Genomic DNA, 18,360 nt, shown 5'->3' with positions numbered 1-18,360 from the left:
TCGCCTTTCGGCCACGCGCCGCGACGCCCCGCTCGCCGGCCCCCTTCGACGTGACGGGTAGGGGCCGGGCGGCGGGAACGACCTTCTTTCAACGTCGGCGGGCGGGGTTTTGTTCAGGCGACCCGGCCGTGGCGGGGAGCCGGGGGTCGGGCAGGCGGGGGACGCGGGACTCGCGGCGGGGGTCGGGGGCGGAATCGGCCGAGGCGGCGGAGGTCGAGGCGGCGGCGGCGTCCTCGGCGGCGGGTTCGTCGCCGGCGAGGCCGTCGGCCGGGTCGACCGGGAGGTCGCCCCGATCCTGCTCGACCAGCTCCACGCGGAAGTCGTCGAACCAGGCCTGACCGTAGCCCGCCAGGCCGAGGGTCACGTTGAACTCGCCATCGGCCGGGGCCTTGCGGAACAGGACGACCCGCGACCAGTTGACGATCGGGGCCGTGCTCCGGAACTGGAGGGCCTCGCCGCCGAGCGAGTCGCGGACGATGATCCCCCCCGCGCCCGCGGCCGACTCGATCGGCCGGCGGACCAGCACCGAGATCCGGATCAGGTTGTTGGCCCGGACCTTCAGGGTCGGCGAGCGGACGGCGACCAGGGGGTGGTCGACGAACGGCGGCAGGGTGGTCTCCAGGTCCTTGGGGTTGATCGGGGTGGCGTTCATGCGGATCGCCGTGTTGCCGTCGTCGGACGGGGCGTCGGGGGAGGCGTCGGGGTCGGTGCGCGAGACCCCCACGTCGGGGGCGACGACGGCCATGGTCGGCTTGATCCCCTCGGCCTCGTAGCTCATGTTCATCCAGCCCTCGTCGGCCATCGCCGCGGGGTCGTCGAACGCCCCGGAGGGGACGCGGTTGGCCCCGAACTCGTAGCCGGCCGCGCCGCGGATCCAGTCGAGCCAGACGTAGAGCTCGGGGAGGGTGGCGAACGTCGTCAGGGGGGGGCAGCTCGTCGGCTTCATCAGGACCGGCGGGTCGGACCGCTTGACGGCCCGGAACTCGCGCGGGTCGGGCGAGAAGGCGTCGGACGGCACCGCCTTCGACAGGGCGGTGTAGGCCTGGACCCAGTGGGCGAAGGCCAGGATGCGGAGCGGACGGTGGGCGCGCCGGGCCTCCTTCCAGGCCAGGCCGAAATCCTCGCGGTCGCGGGCCTCGCGGGCCGACTTGATGCTGGCCTCGGCCCGCGCCAGCAGCTCGGCCGCGTCGTTGAAGGGCTTGTCCAGCCCCAGCGCCCGGCGCTGGGCCACGTCCTCCTGGGAGGTGATCGTCACGCCGTCGGCGGCGAGCCGGCCGTTGATCTCGGCGACCTGCTGGAGCATCAGCTCGGCCTGCTCGATGGCCAGTTGCACGGCCGTCGGCCGGGCCCGCGCGATGGCGACCTCGATCCGGTCCTTCAGCGCCATGTCGGTCGTGCAGAGGATCATCGAGGTGACCCCGAACTCCCCGAGCGTGACGTAGGTCCCGCCCGGGCCCCGCTTGTGCTCCAGCACGTCCACCCCGCCGGGGCTGACGTCGAACGCCTCGACCCCCTCGGGGAGGATGGCGCGGACCACCAGGTCGCGGGTGGCCAGCTGGTGGGGCTGGTACTGGACGTGGTCGGAGTAGTCCGACATCAGCAGCAGGGCGCCACGGCGGTCCACCGAGATCGCCGCCGCCTTGTGCCAGGGCTTGGCCTTGGCCTCCGGTTGCAGCCGCACCCGCGTCGTCGGCATCGACCCCGGCGGCGGCAGGTCCGACGGCGGGGGGTCGAAGACCGAGTGGACCGGGATCGGGTCGGCGCTCCGGGCGAGGATCCCCTGGACCAGGTCGATCTCCATGTTGAGCAGGGCCGACTCGATCAGCAGGGGCCGGCCGGCGGGGCGGGTGAGGTCGGCGTCGCCCTGGAAGATCAGCCCGCGGTAGCCGGCCGCGAGCGCCAGGTAGGTCATCAGCCGGAGGTGCTCCGGCAGGGGCCGGGGGACGCCCCAGGCGGGGGGCGGGGCCTCTCCCCAGATGTTTTCCACCAGGGCCCGGGGGGCCGCGGCCGGGATCATCGCCCAGTAGAGTTGGCCGGCGTTCGCCCGGGCCGTCAGCTCCCGGCGCTGGAGGAGGAAGCGGTGGAACTCGGTCTGGTCCTGGGCGGCGGCCCAGTGGTTGGTCGGGATCGCGATCGTGTCCAGGTTCGAAGGCGCGCGGGCGTAGAGGGGGAGCTCGCCCCGGACCTCGCCGACGGTCAGGCGAGAGAAGGTCGGCGGCAGGGCGTGGAGGGACTGGATCAGCTCGCGGGTCCGCTTCAGCTCCTCGTCGCGGAACTTTCGCTCGCGGTTCCGGCCCAGGTCCTCGCCGATCATCCAGAAGGCGGCGGCGTCCTTGAACGGATACTCCTTCACCTCCCTCAGCCGGGCGTCGGTCCCCTCGCCGGCCTTCGGACGCGAGAGCCGGGGCATCAGCGAGAAGCCGTGGTCGACGGCCTCCTGCAGGCGGTCGCGGTCGGCGTCGTGGGAGTCGACCAGGACGTCGAACCCGTATCGCCGAAGCTCCACCACGTCGGCCCCGGGGGCCTCGACGGCGGTCGGGAACCAGGGATGCCGGCGCTGGTCGTCCTCCAGCCGGCTGAGGTAGTTGCGGTCGAGCCGGATGCGGTCGTACTTCCCTCGCGGGGCGTCCTCGGCCACGGCCGCCGGGGCCGACGCCGGCGCGGAGGCGTCCGGCAGGGCCTCGGCCTCGGGGCGTTCCGGCCGTACGCCGGGGGGCGTCCACGAGGCGGCGACCTCGGGCGCGACGGGGCCGACCTGGAGGTCGTCCAGGAAGACCTCCGCGCCCCCCTGGCCCCCCATCAGGTTGACCACCACGCAGTCGATGTAGGCCCCTTCCAGCGGGACCGGCCGGTTCGACGACGCCCGCAGCACGCGGGCCTGACGCTCGACCGCGGGGGGGATCTGGGTCACGTCCAGCGTCTGCCAGCGGTCGACCCGGTCGAAGACCGTGCCGGGGACCAGCACGAACGACGGGGCCCGGCTCTCCGGGTCCACGTCCTTGGGGAGGACGACCCGGACGAACAGCTGCGCCCCGGCCCGGTTCGCCCGGACGCTCAGCGACGCCTCCAGGGCGTCGGTGACCGGGATGTTCGGCAGCGGGTAGCTCACGAAGAACTGGCTGCCCGGCTCGGCCTCGAACTGGAACCGCTCCGACAGCCGGCCGTCGTGCGCGGCGCGGTCGGACCGCTCCTGGGCCAGGAGGTTGATGGTAGTGTCGGTGTGCTCCCGACGCCAGACGGCGGCCGAGCTCTCGAACCCATCGTGCAGGACGCCCGGCGGCGGCGCGGCCGCCGCCTCGGGCGCGTCCGCGGGCCCCACCGACGCCGGCCCCTGGGCCGAGGCCCTGGTCCCGATCCCCGTCCCCGCCAGCCCGGCCGTCAGGACCAGGCACCAACCCACGCGCGATCGTCGCCGGCTTCGCATCGGCTCGAGACCTCCCTGTACTCGGGCCACCCTCCACGGAATCCTTCAGGATCGCGGATCTTATCCGCCCCCCCGAAAACCGAGAAGGGCAAGAGCCGCCCCTCGCCGAGGGCCCACCCCGCGCCTTCGTCCCGAAGCCCTGGGCCGCTCCCGCCTGTCGCCTGCCGTTGGCTTCGATTGGGTTCGTTCGCCAACAGAAAATCAACCGTAAACCTATACCCAACAATGCTTTAACATCGATACAAAATTGGGTTCGTTCGACGCTTCCTCACTGGCTTTTCGCTCGGACACGCCGAGATTCGCGGGGCTCCGGGCCCCTCGCGGGGTCCGCCGTCGCGTGGGCTCGAAAAGCTGGAGACGGATTTTCCACCCGGCCCCAGGAGGAATTGTGCGCGCGCAGGGGCCACGTGGGATTCGGAGGGCGGAAAAGCGACGTCTCGGCGGGGACGGGCCGAAGGTCATCCGCCTGGGACGCTCCTCACTCGACACCACCGCCTCGAGGTCGTCGACGGGCGTTGAACCGGGTGCCACGGGTTCTGCGAACCCGTGAATCGGCGTCGGGCCGGTCCCGAGCCACGGCCGAGGTCCCCGGCCGGTCCACGGGTTCTCCGAACCCGTGGCACCCTGAGGCTTTCCGCCACGCCTTGGTGGTGTTGAGCGAGGGGCGTCCCGCCTTGCCGTCGCGGGATCGAAGTCGTCGTCAGCCCTTCTTGGGCTCGCCGGCCTTATGGTGCTCGCCGCGTTCGCGCTCCTTGTCGGCTTCCTCGGGCGCGGGCCCGGGATGGCCCATGTCGCGGTTGCCGCGATCGGTGGTGGCGCCGCCGCCGTCGATGGCGTCGGCGTCCTTCTCGAACTGGTCGTGCTTCTTGGGATCTTCGGGCATGGGATCGCTCCGTTCGCAGTCAGGGGGTCTGTTCTGGGAGAGGACTCGACAGGTGAGGGCAGGGGAGCAACTCCCGGACCCATCGGAATCTTTTCCCCTGCGTGAGCCTCGGATTGAACCGACGGGGGTCGGGGTGCGACCTTGATCCAGGCGGGCCGGCGAGCCCGTCGACGAGGGCCCCATGACGACCGACGCCCCCGAAAACCTGCGCGAAGAGATCCTGGTCCTGAAGCACCGGCTCGGGGACGCCTCGGCGTTCGACGAGCTGATGCGCCGTTGGGAGCCCCGGCTCCTCTACTATCTCCGCCGGACGACGCCCCAGGAGGCCGACGCCTGGGACGCGCTCCAGCGCACCTGGATGGCCGCCTTCCGCGACCTCCGGGACCTGAAAGACCCGAGAGCCTTCCGCGCCTGGATCTACCGCGTGGCGCGGAATCAGGCCGTGAGCCACCTCCGCTCCGAGCAAGCCCGACGAGGCCGCATTGAGGAACTCGACCCGGACGAACTCCTCGACGACGCCTGGGCCCCCGACCCGGCCGACGCCGAGGCCGTCCACGCCGCCCTCGCGACGCTCAGCCTGGCGCACCGCGAGGTCGCGACCCTGCACCTCCTGGAGGACATGCCCCTGGCCGAGATCGCCGAGGTCGTCTCCGCCCCGATCGGGACGGTCAAGTCCCGCCTCCACCACGCCCGGCGACGGCTGAGAGCGGCGCTGGCCCCGTCACGGGCGCCGTGAATGCCTGCCGGAGGGGGAACGTAATCGGAATTCGCATATCTCCCCTTCCCCCCCGGGTGGGGGAAGGTGGCCGAAGGCCGGATGAGGGGGACCATCAAGGCGGACGCACCGAGAGCCTACGGTCTCGATTCGTCTCCCTGACGGCGGGCCCGCCTGATCCTCCGGACGGCTCCCGTGCTGGTCTTCCCCCTCATCCGGCCCTACGGGCCACCTTCCCCCGCCAGGGGGGAAGGGCGTTTTCGCACAAATCCATCGTGCTCATACCAAGGGACATTTCAGCCATGAATACGGGTAACGATCTCACCCTGGGCGAGCGACTCATCCGCGTCGAGCCCGAGGACGCCGAACTCCGGCGCCGTTACGAGGAGGGCAAGCTCGCGCTCCGGGAACGGCGGCTGACCCCGGCCCAGAAGGCCGCCGGCTGGTTGAGCGCCCCGCTGAACCTGGGGCTGGCGCTCCTGGTCGTCTGGCGGCTGGGGGGGGCCGGGCCGGGGATGCCGCCGGAATGGATCGCTTTCCACGTCGCGGGCGCGGCGGGGTTGCTGGCGGTCGGCGGCTGGACCTTGCACGTGCTGCTCGGCGGCGGGCGCGTGACGTGGCGGGCCGATCGGGCGTTTCAGGTCGTCGGCGTGGTCGCGGTCGTCGCCCTGGCCGCCGCGGCCTTCGAGGTCGGCCGCTCGCTGGACGACCGTCGAGCCGCGTTCGGGATGCTCGGCGTCGCCGTCGTGATGCTGGCCGGCGCCGGCGCCGGGCTGGCGGTCGAATGGGCCCGTCGCCTCCGGCTTGAAAGCCGGGTCGCGGCGCTGGAGAACGAGCTGCGGCTCGCCGAACTGTCTCGCGAGGTGGCGGGGCCTCGCGACGGTCGGGCCAGGCCCGGGAGCGACGAGAGCCCGGCCCCCTCGTGATGGAGGAGGGCCGGGCTCGTCGGGGCTTCAGGCGGTCGGCGTCGGTCAGTTGCCGGCGGCGGCCGGCTGGGCGGGGGCGGAGTCGGAGCCCCCGGCGATCCGCACGGCGCGGCGATCCTCGAACGTCTTGCCGAACATGTCGGTGGCGCGGACGTGGATCAGGTGGGTGCCCGGGGCGGGGACCTCCGCGCCGGCGGCCAGCCTGGCTTTCCACAGGTGGGTGGACTTGGCCGGATTCGGGAGCTTGCGGCCGGGCGGGGGGTTGGGGCCCTCCTCCAGCTTCTTCATGGCGAGGTAGTACGGGTCGGCCTCGCGAACCTGCTCCATCGGCCGCCATTCGCCCGAGTCGCCGAGGCGGATCTCCACGGTCGACTTCTCGTTGCCGGCGAAGACGTTGACGATCGCGTCGGTCTCCGCGAGGGCCCCGGAGGCGACCTCCTCGGGGGCGTGGATGTTCATCTGGTGATCGGCGGGGCGGCGGGCGGCGTGGAACTCCACGTCATATTTGGGCCCGTCGAACGTGACGATCGAGTAGCCGTTGGGGGCGCCGTCGGACATCGTGGCGTTGGGGATGCCGTTCTCGTCCGGCGCGCCGGACCACCAGCTCCCGCAGACGGTTCCGTGGACCAGGTGGTGGTGGGGGTTCTCGGCGGAGAAGCCGTCCTCGGGGCCGAGGAACCGGTGCTGCTGCTGGTGCAGGTGGGCCGAGATCGACAGCGAGTGCGGGCGCTCGGCCAGCAGCTTGAAGATCTCGCGGCGCTCCTCGACCTCGGTGATCGGGATGTGCATGGTCAGGACGACGAGCTGGTCCTTGGGGGTGTTCGCCAGGTCGTTGCGGAGGAACTCCATCTGCCTGGCGCCCAGGCCGCCGTGGTACTTCCCCTTGGATTTCTTGTCGTTCGGGTCGGCGGCGACCCAGATCACGTCGTCGAGGACGACGAAGTGGACCGGGCCGTGGTCGAACGAGTAGTACGGCGGGCCGAAGTAGTGCTCCCAGGTCTCGTCCGAGTAGCGGTCGTCGGCCGCGTCGAAGTTCATGTCGTGGTTGCCCAGCACGTTGTACCAGGGGAGGCCCAGGAGCGCGATCGACTGCTTGAGGGGCTCGAAGACGGACAGGTCGTTGAAGACCACGTCGCCCAGGGTCATGCCCAGGACCGCCCCGTGCTTGCCGGCGGCGATCAGGGGCTCGATCACGTCGTGGGTGATGTACTCGACCTCCTTCACGTCGCGCGGCTGGGTGTCGCCGAAGAGGAGCAGCTTGAACGAGTCGGGCTCCTCCCGGGGGACGAGCGCGAAGTCGACCGAGGCGGGCAGGGGGCCGGTCGGCGCGACGCCGGGGAAGTGGGTCTTGGGCGAGCCGCCGGGCTTGTGGTTGTAGGAGAACTTCGGCAGCTGCTCGCCGTCGACGGGCGTCATCCAGTTCCGCGGCTTGATGACGAACAGCATCGTGTCGTCGTCGACCGGCAGGGTGTAGCGGCCCGAGTCGTCGGTGCGGACGACGTCGCGGCCGTTGGAGACCCGGACGCCCGGCAGGCCCGGCTCCCCCTCGTCGCGGACGCCGTCGCCGTCGCGGTCGTGGAAGACCAGGCCGGTCGCCGCCTGTCCGACGGGGGCCGCCGGGGCGGGGCTCGGCGAGGCGTCGGCCGGGACGACGGCCTCCGTCGGGTTCTTCGGCGCGCCGGGAGCCGGCGCGTTGGGCGCCTGCTGGGCCTGCGCGAGGCCGAGGGCGGCCATCAAGGCCAGGGCCAGGGCGGCGGGGGGGACCATTCTCATGACGGCGGATCTCCGGCTGCGGGTTCCAGGCTGGCGTCGGGACGGACGGTCCATTATGGGCCCGTTTCGAGAGGGTTTCACGAAGCGTGGGAGAAAATCGGGGGGCGATCCGACCTCGACCGCGTCGCGAGTCCGGCGGGATCCGGACGGCCGGGGGCTCCGCGAAACCCCCATCCGCGGCGGGGCCGCCTCGCAGGGCTCACCGAAGTCGACATGAACAACTCATGATGCCTCTACAAAACATCGCGTGGGATCCCCGAATCATCCGGAGTCACAGCCGAAACTACTGCCCAATATCAACTTGCGGAGGAACCGACCGATCCTCGATAAGGCCGGCGGATTCTCGCTCATCCTCGGATGGCGAGGGCTCCGAGCCCCGGCTATCGTTCAACACAGATTCACCCGAGCGATCCGTTGGATGTCGGACCTTGGATCGGACGACCGATCCGGGCGACGGCTCGGGAGCTCGGCGGACAGGGGTCGCGAGGCGGACGATTTGTCGAACTCCGAAGCGCTCGGTCCAGGAAGTTTCGGTCGATTTCCCCACCACCTTCGATTTGCGATTGGAGAACTGGCACCTATGAAGATTTCTCGCTTGTCCGTGCTCTCGCTGGCCCTCGCCCTGCTGGGCTTCGCAGCGGCCCCCGGGCTGTCCCGGGCCGATTTCGTCGTCGTCAAGGCGAACGTGCCCCAGGTCGACGAGAACGTGCTGCTGACCAGCGGCGAGGTCGGCAACACGATCACCGGAGTCACCAACCAGACGAACACCGGCGTGTTCATCACGTCGGCCGCCCAGGTCCTGGAGTCGCCTTCGAGCGGCCAGGCTCGGGTCGAGGCGGAGACCGGCGACCTGCTCGGGCTCGATTCCATCAACCTCGCCGGCGGTGCGACCTTCACCAGCCTGATCTTCAACCTGTTCAGCGGCAGCGGCAGCGTGGTCTTCACGATCAACGGCTTCGACGCCTTCAACAACCCCGAGCAGTACACGTCCTCGGCTTTCGCCCTGGGCAACGGGCAGAACTTCTTCACCATCACGGCGATCAACGGCGAGCGGATCAGCAGCGTCGGCTTCTCGTCGCCCGGCGGGATCGACGACGTCCGCCAGCTCCGCATCGGCGGGATCGCCCCCGCGGTGCCCGAGCCGGCCTCGGTCGCCATGTTCGGCCTCGGGGCGGGCGCCCTCGGCCTCGTCGGGGCCGTCCGTCGCCGCCGCGCCACGACCGCCTGAACCAAGCCGCAAGCGGATCTCGACCGAAGGCCCGGCCCCCGCGATGGGGCCGGGCCTTTCGCCGCGCGAAAGAGACGGATGGCCGGCCCCTCCGCGGCACGCTAGACTCGGCTCCTCGCCCTCACGGCGAAGGGGAGCCGCGACATGACGGACGCGATCGACCGCATCGGCCCGACCCTCCGCCCCGCCGGCCGCACCTCGATGCGCCAGCGCTGGGCGGACCTGCTGTTCCTCCACTGGCCCGTCCCGGCGGCGGTCCTCCGGCCCTTGATCCCCGAGGCTCTGGAGGTCGACGAGCACGAGGGCGTCGCCTACGTCGGCCTGGTCCCGTTCACGATGACCGGGATCCGCTTTTCGTGGTCGCCGCCGGTGCCGGGGACCTCGCGGTTTCACGAGGTCAACGTTCGCACCTATGTGCATCACCAGGGTCGCGATCCGGGCGTCTGGTTCTTCAGCCTGGACGCCGCCAACGCGCTCGCCGTACGGGTGGCGCGGCGGTTCTGGAGCCTGCCCTACCATTTCGCCAGGATGGGCCTGAGCCGGGCCGCCGGAGGGATCGCCTACCGCTCCGAACGCCTCTGGCCGGGCCCGACCCCCGCCGGCTGCGACCTGGCTTACCGCCCCAAGGGGACGCCCCGAGCCTCGGCCCCCGGCACGCTCGAACACTTCCTCGCCGAGCGTTACATCCTCTACACGACCCACCGGGGCCGGCTCCTCGCGGGCCGCGTCCACCACGCGCCCTACCCGCTCCAGCCGGCCCGCGTCGACGGACTGGAGGAGTGCCTCCTCGCCGCCGCCGGGCTGCCGCGTCCGGACGTCGCGCCCCTCGCCCATTACGCGAGCGAGGTGCGCGTCCGCGTCTTCCCGCTGCGCCCCGCGGGGTGAATCCGGCCCGGCGGTCGATTCGCGGCTTCCCCCGTTCGCCAGCTTGTCCCGGTCGCGATCGACGACCGACGTCGCGTCCCTGACGTCGACGGATCAGACCGGCCCGGCCCCGGCCGCCGAGGGCGCGGGGGACGAGGTCGCCCGGCCCCGCCGGAATCCTCATCGCCCCGGATCCTCCAGCGGCGAGCGGCCCTCCGGCCGGCTTCGGTCCTTGCTTTAGGACGAAATCCGGCTAATCATGAACGCATGGATTCCACCACTTTGTAAGGGGGAGGAGCCATGACGAACACCAAGTTGGTTACGGGCTACATAACAAGGGAGCGATGGGTCCTCGGAAAGACCCCCAGGGAGATGGCCTGGCTGCTGGGGTTCGACGAGAGACGGATGGCCGAGGGGGCGGAGATCTTCGCGCTGCTCATGCTCCCCTCGAACGACCATTTCGCGTTCGTTGGACACACGCACTGGTCGGGCGGGAAACCGGCAGGCGGGCCGGTCGAGTTGTGGCCGGCGCAGTACGAGGAGATCGATCGCCGTTTCATGCGGGGCCCCGAGGTCCGGGCGAAGGACAACGTCCGGGCGACCTGGACGTTGACGGGGCCGGACCGGCTGATCAAGGTCGAGACGAAGACGAAGCACGACAAGAACTTGCCGTCGAAGGTCCAGTACCCTCCGGGCGCGGGCGTCGAACAATGGAAACTGCTCGTCGGTTGCCTCGCCGAGTTGGTCCGGGAACTGGGCCCCGACGAGAAGTACCGACCTTGAGTCGACGTCCTGTCGTTGCGAAACGGGTGAAAAACGGTCGATTTTCGCTTCCGCCGACCGGGGCCCCGTTAGGGTCCGGTCCGAAGGCTCAGGACGAAGCTGCACCCGGTCGTCGACTCGCGCGGCGGACCACCGTCGGCCGTCGCCACGGCGGGCCGCGCCCGGCCGCGACGGCGGCGGAGGCGGGTCTCCATCCGTTCCCGCGCGGCCGCCGCCGGCCTTCGCGTCGAGACAGGGGACGCCCCTCTTCGGCCGCGTCGTCGTCCCGCGCCCATTGCGGGCAATAATTCCGGGTCCCTGGCGAAGACACGGGCGAGAACGACGCAACCCAACATCAGAAACAAACAGGAATTCCGACGATGGATGCGGATTGGGAAGGTACCGGCAAGGCGACGATCCAGATGCGCGAGGTGCTCGTCGAGCCGCGGTCGGGCATGAGCGTGCTCTCCTGGTTCGGGGCCTTGCTGGCGGCCGGGCTTCTGTTCCTGGCCGTGGCGATCGGCACCGAGAACGGCGTCTTCGTGGTGCCGGCGCTGGCGGCGGGGGTGGCCCTCTTCTTCGGGCTCATCGGGCTGTTCACGGTGGGGCCGAACGAGGCCAAGGTGCTGCAGCTCTTCGGCGACTACCGCGGCACGGTCCGCGAGCCGGGGCTGCGATGGGTCAACCCGTTCTTCACCAAGCGCAGCGTGTCGCTGCGGGTGCGGAACTTCGAGAGCGAGCGGCTGAAGGTCAACGACCTGGCCGGCAACCCGATCGAGATCGCCGCGGTCGTCGTCTGGCGGGTCGTCGACACGGCCGAGGCCCTCTTCCACGTCGACGACTACAACGACTTCGTCCACGTCCAGAGCGAGGCCGCGCTGCGGAACCTGGCCCTGAACTACCCGTACGACCCCCACGTCGACGGCGAGATCGCCCTGCGGAGCCACACGGCGGAGGTCGCCGAGCACCTCAAGACGGAGATCCAGGAGCGGCTCGTGCAGGCGGGCGTCCTGGTGCTGGAGGCCCGCATCAGCCACCTGGCCTACGCCCAGGAGATCGCCCACGCGATGCTCCAGCGCCAGCAGGCGGGGGCGGTGATCGCCGCCCGGACGATGATCGTGGAGGGCGCGGTGGGGATGGTCGAGATGGCCCTGGACCGGCTCTCTCACCACAACATCGTCGAGCTGGACAACGACAAGAAGGCCGCCATGATCGGCAACCTACTCGTCGTCCTCTGCTCCGACCGGGGCACCCAGCCGACGGTCAACGCCGGCAAGTGAGGCCCCCGCGAAACCCGCAACGTTGCACGCTTGAACCTCCCGCGCCGCCCCGATAGATTCGACGCCTCGGCACGCCTCGATCCCACGTCGCGGATCGGGGACGCGGCCGGGGCGTCTCTCCATTTCGCGTCTCGGGGGCCTGGTCATGCGCGGATTCCCCTCTTGGGGTTCGTGGCGGCGGTGGGCGATCGGCTGCACGTTCCTGCTGGCGACGGGCCTCGCCCCGCCGGTGACGGTCCGGGCCGACGAGCCCGAGTTGCGCATCTGGAAGGACGTCAGCGGCCGGTTCAAGATCGAGGCCCGGTACGTCGGCGTGGAGGGGGAGAACGTCACCCTCCGTAAGGCCGACGGGAAGGAGATGCAGGTCCTGCTGGATCGACTCTGCTCGGCCGACCGGAATTACGTCGCCGAGCAGCAGAAGAAGCTGGCCGACGAGGACCCGTTCAAGCCCAAGGAAGCCGCCGATCCGTTCCAGCCCAAGGCCCCCGCCGGCCGCCCCGGCGCGATGGCCCGGCCATCCCGAGCGACCGCGGCGAGCCCGCGTCAGCGCCCGGCCCCGACCAGCGGCGAGCCCGAGGAGATCGAGCCCGACTGGTCCTCGGCCCAGCTCGCGGGACTCCCTCCCGACGGCGACTGGAAGGTCGCGATCGCGCCCGCCGCCCCATCCGATCCCGCCGCCGCCGCCGCGCGGCCCCGAGGCGTGCCGATCCCCGGGACGACCAACTTCTTCGAGCGTCGCAAGGGCTACGTCCTGAACGCGCCCGGCACCCACGCCGCGATCGGTTACACGCTGGACGACCCCAAGCCCGGCGTCACTCGGCTGGTCCTCTGCGACCTCAAGGCCGGCAAGACCCTGGGCGTGGCGAAGGCCGAGGGCGTCATGTCGCCCGTGGCGCTCTCCGACGCCGGCGACCGGGCTCTGATGCGCAAGGACGAATTCGGCTTCGGCAACGCCGACAAGCTGGAGTTGTGGGAGCTGACGCCCCAGGGGCCGACGCGGGCCTGGCGCATGGCCCCCTACGGCGACGTGCAGGGGCCGGCGCGTGACGTGAAGTGGGCCGCGTTCCTCGGGCCGGATCGGTTCGCGACGGTGGGGGGCGGCAAGCTCGTGGTCTGGGACGCCGAGCCGGTGCGTCCCACGCTGACCCTCTCGGTGGCCGACGGCTGCCTGCCGGCCCTCTCGCCCGACGGCAAGTTCCTGGCGTTCGCCGGCGACGGCAAGGTCGGCCTGCTCGACGTCGAGGCCGGCCAGGTCGCCGCGCTCCAACCCCTTCCGGTCCAGCACGCCCCCTGGCCGACTTTCGGGTTCAGCCCCTCGGGGAAGAAGTTCGCCTGCATCACGGCCGGCAAGGCGTTCGTCTGGAACGCCGAGGACGGCGTGCTCCGGCGCGAGATCGCCCTCCACCCGATCGCCGTCACCCCCGACCAGCCCCCCGCCTGGGTGGACGACGAGCATTTCCTGGCGGGCGGCCGCTACCTGATCGACGTCGAGAGCCAGGTCAAGCTCTGGGAGTACCAGGGGCCCGAGGCCGCCGTCTGCGACCGCGACGGGCTCTGCTGGTTCCTCCTGGGCGCGGGGCACAACCAGCCCGGCGCCCTGGTGCCGGCCCGCCTCCCCCAGCCGAGCGTCCTGCAGACGCTCAAGCAGGCGCTGGCCGACCCGAACTTTTTCATCCTCCGCCCGGGGGCGACCGTCTCGATCGACGCCTCGGCCGTCCCCGACGCCTCGCGACGGGGCAAGGTGGTGGAGTCCCTGACGGCGAAGCTCGCCGCGATGCAGGTGAAGGTGGCGCCGGGCGCGGCCCTGGTGCTGCTCCCGGCGGTGGAGGCGGGCAAGGAGGAGGAGATCTCCTACCGGACGATGGGGCTGGGGTTCCGGACCGACACCTTCAAGGTCCGCCCCCAGATCAGCCGGATCAAGATGACGTATCAGGGCAAACCGGCGTGGGAGTCCGGCTCGTCCACGCTGCCGCACTTCGAGATCGCCCATCTCGGCCCGAACGAGTCGCTGGCCGACCACGTCAAGAAGTTCGAGCAGCCCAACTACGCGTTCTTCGAGAACGTCGAGCTGCCCCGCCTGCTCGCCCGGCCGGGCCCCAGCGGCTCGTCCACGCTGGGCGTCTCCCAGGTCTCCACGGCGGGGGTGCGCTGACCTCAACCGGCCTCGGAGATCATCGGGACGGCCTGCGCTTCAAGACCGTCCCGGGATCGAATCGATGACCCAGCAGCCGCGAGCGTGCTCGCCGGGTTCGCAGCAGTGCGATGCCGTTCCCTCGCTGCTGTCGAGGGTATGATGGCTTTCCGCCAAGCCTGTACTTGCATCGGAGGAATGCAGGATGCCCGTCATGCCGGAACCCTCCCTCCAGCCGCTCCGGATTCCGACCGGCTGGGAGATCCAATGGAACATGTTCCTTGATACCGAATCCGGATTTGAAGCCGACGATCATGCTTCAATTGGATTCGGCGAGGACCTTCTCCAACTGGTACATGGGCGGAATTCGGTCCTTATCGACCTCGGGTGGTATCCCGACGGCGACCCTCATGGCACCTTCCGCCTTCTCGCGATCCGGAAATCCCCCGACGACACAAAGATGTCAGTCTCTTGGGCTAATCCACTGAAGATGTTGGAGAGTCGCTCCAAGGCAGAGATCGTGCAAGCGGTCGAAGACTGGCTTCGGCATTTTGCTGAAGTCGCCAAACAAGGCTAATGGCGATCAGGGCTCCGCTCCTAAAATCAACGTATTTATATACAAATAAATTTTCTCCTCGACTCGTGAACGCTTTCGGACGGGGGAGACGGACGGATTGTAGGAGGATGACTGGCCCCGACCCTGACAACGACAGATCCGCAGGACCCGGCCTTCACCGCGTGAGCCTCCGCCACGCCCCGGTTCTCGGCCGACGCCCTCCGCGCGATCGCCGAGGTCGGCGCCTCGCACCTGGCCGGGTTGTACGTCTCGTCCGCCCGATCCTGATCGGGCCTGCCCTCCGTGACGAGGGGTTGGCGAGAGGGGCTAGGCCGCCCCCCCTACGGGCCAACGATCGACGGCGCCGCTGACCTTCCCTCCGGGCGACTCAGGACCGGGAGCGGAGGTCCGGGCTGGCCTCAGTCCGCGAGGACTTCCTCGGGGATGTTGTCGTTGGCGTAGACGTTCTGGACGTCGTCGTTCTCGTCGAGGAGGTCGCGGAGCCTGAGCATCTTCCGACCGGCGTCGACGTCGAGGTCGACGTAGGTGGAGGGGATGTAGCTGGTCTCGGCGCTCTCGGTGGGGATCTTGGCGTCTTCGAGGGCCTTCTGGACGACGTCGAACTGCTTGGGGTCGCAGGTGACCTCGAAGTAGTTCTCGACCAGTTCGACGTCGTCGGCGCCGGCTTCGAGGGCGACTTCCATCAGGGCGTCCTCCTCGACGTGCTTGGGGTCGACGAGGAAGAGGCCCTTGTAGGTGAACAGGTAGTTCACGCAGCCGGTGGCGCCGAGGTTGCCGCCGGCGTTCTCGAAGATCCGCCGCAGGTCGCCGGCGGTGCGGTTGCGGTTGTCGGTGAGGACCTCGCAGAGTACGGCCACGCCCGAGGGGCCGTAGCCCTCGTACATCACCTCTTCGAAGTTCTCCGCGCCCAGCTCGCCGGTGGCCTTCTTGATCGAACGCTCGATGTTCTCCTTGGGGCAGGAGAACTGCCGGGCCTTGTCGATCGCGTAACGAAGGCGGAGGTTGGCGGCCGGGTCGCCGCCGCCGTTGCGGGCGGCCACGTAGATCGCGCGGCAGAGCTTGCTGAAGAGCTTGCCCCGCTTGGCGTCGACGGCGCCCTTGCGATGGGCGATGTTCGCGGAGTGGGAATGTCCTGCCATCGGGGATCTCGGCTCCTCTCTCGGGCGGCCGCGCGGCCGGTTCGCTTCACGCGTCACGTCGAAGTTCGGTCGGCGTCGACGACGACGGGCCGGCGACTCGATTCGATTCGAGCGCCGGCCCGGGGGGGGGTCTATAGGGGGCCGGGTCGACCGGACGCGGCCCCGGGGATGCGGGTCAGGGGGTCTGGCCCGTCGAGGGCATGGGGCCCTGTTCGAGGGAGTCGAGCGAGGCCAGCTTCTTGCGGATCTCCTCCAGGCGCTTGTCCGGGGGCTCGCTGCGGGCGGCGGCCTGCTCGGCCTCGCGCCACCAGGTCCGGGCCTTCTCGACCTCGCGGAGCTGCAGGTAGACGTCCCCCAGGTGGTCGGGCAGGGTGGCGTCGGGCGAGGAGAGGCCGCGCTTCTCGGCCTCCTTGTGCAGCTCGACGGCCTTCTCCAGTGGCTCGACGGCCTCCTGGTACTTGCCCTGCTTGAACAGCGCCCAGCCCAGGCTGTCGAGGTACGCGAAGTTGTCCGGGTCCTCCTTGAGGGCCTTGCGGATCATCGCCTCGGCCTTCTCCAGGTTCTTGCCCTGGTCGGCGTAGAGGTAGCCCAGGTCGTTGTTGACGCCGGGGTCCTCCGGGAACTGCTGGAGGACCGTCTCCAGCTCGGCCTCGCCCTTGGCGTAGTCCCCCTGGTTGACGTAGACGATCGACAGGTTGGAGCGGATCAGCTTGGCGATCTCGTCCTTGCCGGCGTTGCGCGTCAGCATCTCCTGGAAGAACTTGGCGGCCTCGTCGTTGCGGCCGTACTTGGTGAGCAGCCCGCCGAGCATGAACTCGTACATCGGGTTGCCGGGCTCATCCTTGATGAGCTTCTCGAAGATCGGCACCGCCTCGTCGATCTTGCCCAGCTCGGCCAGGAGGTTGGCGGCCTGGGCGCGGGTCTCGGAGTCGGTGGGCTCGATCTTGACGGACTCGCGGGCGATCTCCAGGGCCTTCTCGGCGCGGTCGGTCTTGCGGTAGAAGCTCGCCAGGAAGAACAGGTAGCGGGGCTTGCGCTCGCCGGGATACTTGGCGAGCATCTGCTCCAGGGTCTCGGCCGCGTCGCCGAACCGCTCCAGGCGGCGCTGGGTGTCGACGACTTCGAGGTAGATCTTGGGGTTGGGCGAGCGTTCCAGCATCAGCCGCTGGAGCTTGAGCAGGCGTTCGAGCCGGGGGGCCTTCTGGTCGCCGCGGTCGGGGTTGGCGATGATGCTCAGGACGGTGAACGCGGGGGCCTGGGGGAGCGCCGGGGGGTCGGCGGAGAGGAGCTTGATCCCCTCGTCGAGCAGCTCCTCGGCCATCGCGTCGTCGGTCGCCACGGCCTGGAGCTGGGGCATGACGGCCTCGAACCCCTGGGGCCGGCCGATGGCTTCGCAGAACACCTTCAGCAGGTCGCCGGGCTTCTTCCGCTTGAGCAGCGACGCGGCCAGGGCGCGGTAGGTCTGGGGGTTCGGCTGGCTGGCCAGCAGGCCCTTGTAGAGCGCCTCGGCCTTGTCGACCTGGCCGGTCTCGCGGTAGCGGTCGGCCAGGACGTATTGCAGCGGCACGTTCTTGGCGTCTCGCTGCGCGGCCTCTTCGAGCCGGGGGGTGATCTGGTCTTCCTGGTTGAGGGCCTTGAGCACCTTGGCGAGCAGCTCATAAGCCTCGACGCCCTGGGGCTGCCGCTTGATGTAGCGGTCGACCAGCGCGAGGGCCTTGTCCCCCTGGTTGGCCTTCAGGTAGGTCTCGGCCAGGAGCAGGGGGATCTGGGGGTTGGAATCGTCGTAGACCAGCCCGCGCTCGAACGCCTTGACGGCCAGGTCGTCGCGCTTGGCGGCGAGGAAGACGATGCCGAAGTCGCGGTAGGTCGAGGCCGGTTCGTTGCCGAGGATCCGCGCCACGTCGGCCGGGGCGAGCTTGTTCGACTCCTTGTCGTCCAGCTCGGCCATGACCTTGGCGTAGGCGTCGGCCGCCTTCTCCGGGTCGCTCAGGCCGGTGGAGTAGAGCCGGCCCAGCTCGAACCAGGCCACGATCCGGCCCGGCGAGTGGGGCTCCAGCTTGGGGTTGGCGAGCACCTCCTGCAGGAGCGTCTCGCAGGCCCGCAGGTCGTTGCGCTGGAGGTGGAACTGGAATAGGCGCTCGAGCGTGTCGGTGTCGCCGGGCTCGGCGGTCAGGGCCTTCTTGCCGAACTCGACGGCGAGGTCGGGCCGGGCCAGGGGGCCGACGTAGAGCCGGCTCAGGCGGCGGGCGATCGCCGTCGATTCGGGGTCGAGCTTGTACGCCTCCTGCAGCACGTCGGCCGCGTCGGCGAAGGCCCGGCGGTCTTCCAGGGCCCGGGCGGCGGTGTAGAGCCGAACGGCCTCGATCCGCTTGCGGTCCTCGACCGTCTGGGGGTTCTGGGGCACGAAGGGCTTCGGCGGGTCGTCGCCGAGGCGTTCGTAAAGCTCCGTCACGTCCGGCCTGGGGGCGGCCTCCGCCGGGGCGGCCCCCTTGGGAGCGGGGGCCTCGGCCTCGGGCTTCGCCTCCTGGGCGCGGGCCCGGCCCGCGCCGGGGCCGACCGTCCAGGCCGCCAGCGCGACCGCCGTCCAGCCCGCCCGACACGTCGCAGACCATCGGATCGGCCCGACCATGTTCACCTCTCCCCGTCCTCGATGGAGCC

At 70.3% G+C, this 18,360-nt stretch carries 13 protein-coding genes; 8 read left to right on the top strand and 5 right to left on the bottom strand.

Features of this window, described 5'->3' with window-relative positions:
* Positions 1 to 88 precede the first annotated feature (88 nt).
* The gene (locus G6O68_RS20925) at positions 89 to 3,424 is read right to left on the bottom strand and encodes a hypothetical protein (protein ID WP_165250588.1); all 3,336 of its coding nucleotides are present in this window, start codon (positions 3,422 to 3,424) and stop codon (positions 89 to 91) included.
* A 700-nt stretch (positions 3,425 to 4,124) separates the two neighbouring features.
* Entirely contained in the window at positions 4,125 to 4,307 is a 183-nt protein-coding gene (locus G6O68_RS20920) for a hypothetical protein (protein ID WP_165250587.1), read from the bottom strand.
* Positions 4,308 to 4,488: 181 nt separating this feature from the next.
* Between G6O68_RS20920 and G6O68_RS20915 the strand changes: the two genes are divergently transcribed.
* The gene (locus tag G6O68_RS20915; RefSeq protein WP_165250586.1) at positions 4,489 to 5,043 is read left to right on the top strand and encodes an RNA polymerase sigma factor; all 555 of its coding nucleotides are present in this window, start codon (positions 4,489 to 4,491) and stop codon (positions 5,041 to 5,043) included.
* Positions 5,044 to 5,324: 281 nt separating this feature from the next.
* A complete protein-coding gene (locus G6O68_RS20910; RefSeq protein WP_165250585.1) occupies positions 5,325 to 5,948 on the top strand; it encodes a hypothetical protein in 624 nt (207 codons plus the stop codon).
* 45 nt (positions 5,949 to 5,993) lie between these two features.
* On the opposite strand, the gene G6O68_RS20905 is transcribed toward G6O68_RS20910, so the two are convergent.
* The gene (locus G6O68_RS20905; protein WP_165250584.1) at positions 5,994 to 7,721 is read right to left on the bottom strand and encodes a calcineurin-like phosphoesterase C-terminal domain-containing protein; all 1,728 of its coding nucleotides are present in this window, start codon (positions 7,719 to 7,721) and stop codon (positions 5,994 to 5,996) included.
* Positions 7,722 to 8,322: 601 nt separating this feature from the next.
* On the opposite strand from G6O68_RS20905, the gene G6O68_RS20900 reads away from it, so the two are divergent.
* From G6O68_RS20900 to G6O68_RS20875, 6 genes are all read left to right on the top strand, one after another.
* Positions 8,323 to 8,949, top strand: a complete 627-nt coding sequence (locus G6O68_RS20900) for a PEP-CTERM sorting domain-containing protein (RefSeq protein ID WP_240911420.1) — start codon at positions 8,323 to 8,325, stop codon at positions 8,947 to 8,949.
* Between the two features lie 144 nt (positions 8,950 to 9,093).
* On the top strand, positions 9,094 to 9,834 hold the full coding sequence (locus G6O68_RS20895; protein WP_165250582.1) for a YqjF family protein: 741 nt from the start codon (positions 9,094 to 9,096) through the stop codon (positions 9,832 to 9,834).
* A 279-nt stretch (positions 9,835 to 10,113) separates the two neighbouring features.
* On the top strand, positions 10,114 to 10,596 hold the full coding sequence (locus tag G6O68_RS20890) for a hypothetical protein (protein WP_165250581.1): 483 nt from the start codon (positions 10,114 to 10,116) through the stop codon (positions 10,594 to 10,596).
* 401 nt (positions 10,597 to 10,997) lie between these two features.
* Entirely contained in the window at positions 10,998 to 11,855 is an 858-nt protein-coding gene (locus G6O68_RS20885) for an SPFH domain-containing protein (protein WP_165250629.1), read from the top strand.
* Between the two features lie 145 nt (positions 11,856 to 12,000).
* Complete coding sequence (locus tag G6O68_RS20880) at positions 12,001 to 14,007, top strand: SHD1 domain-containing protein (RefSeq protein ID WP_165250580.1); 2,007 nt, start codon at positions 12,001 to 12,003, stop codon at positions 14,005 to 14,007.
* Positions 14,008 to 14,191: 184 nt separating this feature from the next.
* Entirely contained in the window at positions 14,192 to 14,563 is a 372-nt protein-coding gene (locus G6O68_RS20875; protein WP_165250579.1) for a hypothetical protein, read from the top strand.
* Between the two features lie 398 nt (positions 14,564 to 14,961).
* On the opposite strand, the gene G6O68_RS20870 is transcribed toward G6O68_RS20875, so the two are convergent.
* Positions 14,962 to 15,702 (bottom strand): YebC/PmpR family DNA-binding transcriptional regulator, encoded by a 741-nt coding sequence (locus G6O68_RS20870; protein ID WP_165250578.1) that lies wholly within the window; start codon positions 15,700 to 15,702, stop codon positions 14,962 to 14,964.
* Positions 15,703 to 15,877: 175 nt separating this feature from the next.
* Positions 15,878 to 18,331 carry a tetratricopeptide repeat protein gene (locus tag G6O68_RS20865; protein WP_165250577.1) on the bottom strand — a complete coding sequence of 818 codons (2,454 nt, stop codon included), beginning with the start codon at positions 18,329 to 18,331 and terminating at the stop codon, positions 15,878 to 15,880.
* Between the last annotated feature and the right edge of the window lie 29 nt (positions 18,332 to 18,360).

It is taken from the genome of Paludisphaera soli, assembly GCF_011064595.1.
In the GTDB taxonomy this organism is placed as follows: domain Bacteria; phylum Planctomycetota; class Planctomycetia; order Isosphaerales; family Isosphaeraceae; genus Paludisphaera; species Paludisphaera soli.
The sequence above is the reverse complement of the archived record's forward strand: the minus strand, read 5'-3'. Positions and strand labels throughout refer to the sequence as shown.